General features: G+C 63.4%; 2 protein-coding genes. Both read right to left on the bottom strand.

Annotated elements, in window-relative coordinates:
- The coding region (locus AC1D1X_RS24865) for a VOC family protein (protein ID WP_477699565.1) at nucleotides 1–380 on the bottom strand (380 nt) is incomplete at its 3' end.
- A 32-nt stretch (nucleotides 381–412) separates the two neighbouring features.
- On the bottom strand, nucleotides 413–758 hold a 346-nt coding region (locus AC1D1X_RS24870), incomplete at its 5' end, for an ATP-binding cassette domain-containing protein (protein WP_477699566.1).

Below are 758 nucleotides of genomic sequence, written 5' to 3' on the forward strand. Positions count from 1 at the left end.
ATGTTCAGCTCCATCACCTCGACGCGTGACGGCACGGCCCAGGCGCCCCGCTCCAGCGCACGGTGGTAAGCGTCTGCCGCGTCCCGCACGCGCAAGGCCACAGCGGCAATCACCGGCTTGTCGGTCGGCGCGGTGCCATCCGGCATGGCGGGAATGTGGGCATTGACAATCACGTTCATGCTGCCCTGCCGGTACAGCAATACCTCGCGCGAGCGGTGGCGGGCAACCGGACGGAAACCCATCGTTTCCAGCACCTGCCCCAACGCCTGCGGCTTGGCAGTGGTGTATTCAATGAACTCAATGCCGTCCAGCCCCAGGGGGTTGGCAACTTCGGGGATGGCCTCCCGGTCTGCGGTTGGTGCCTGTGCAAAGGTGCTCATGGTGATGTCTCCGGTGAGAGGTTGCAGCAGATTCAGGAAGTTGCCATGGCGGGCGCCACGGTTGCGCCCGGCACATGGCCGCCGCCGAGGAAGAGGCGTTCGATGTTGGGGTCCGCCAGCAGCTCCGCCGCCGGCTTGTGCAGCACCAGTTGGCCMGACTCAAGCGCGATGGCGTCATCGGAAATTTTCAGCGCGCTTTTGACGTTTTGCTCAACCATCAACACTGTCGTGCCCTGCGCCGCCAGTTTCTGCAACAGCTTGAACACGTCCTGCACCACCATGGGCGACAACCCGATCGAGGGTTCGTCAATCAGGATGACCTTGGGGCGCAGCAGCAAGGCCCGGCCGATTTCAAGTTGCTTCTGCTCACCACCCGAA

Source organism: Polaromonas sp. P1_G4, from assembly GCF_056405475.1.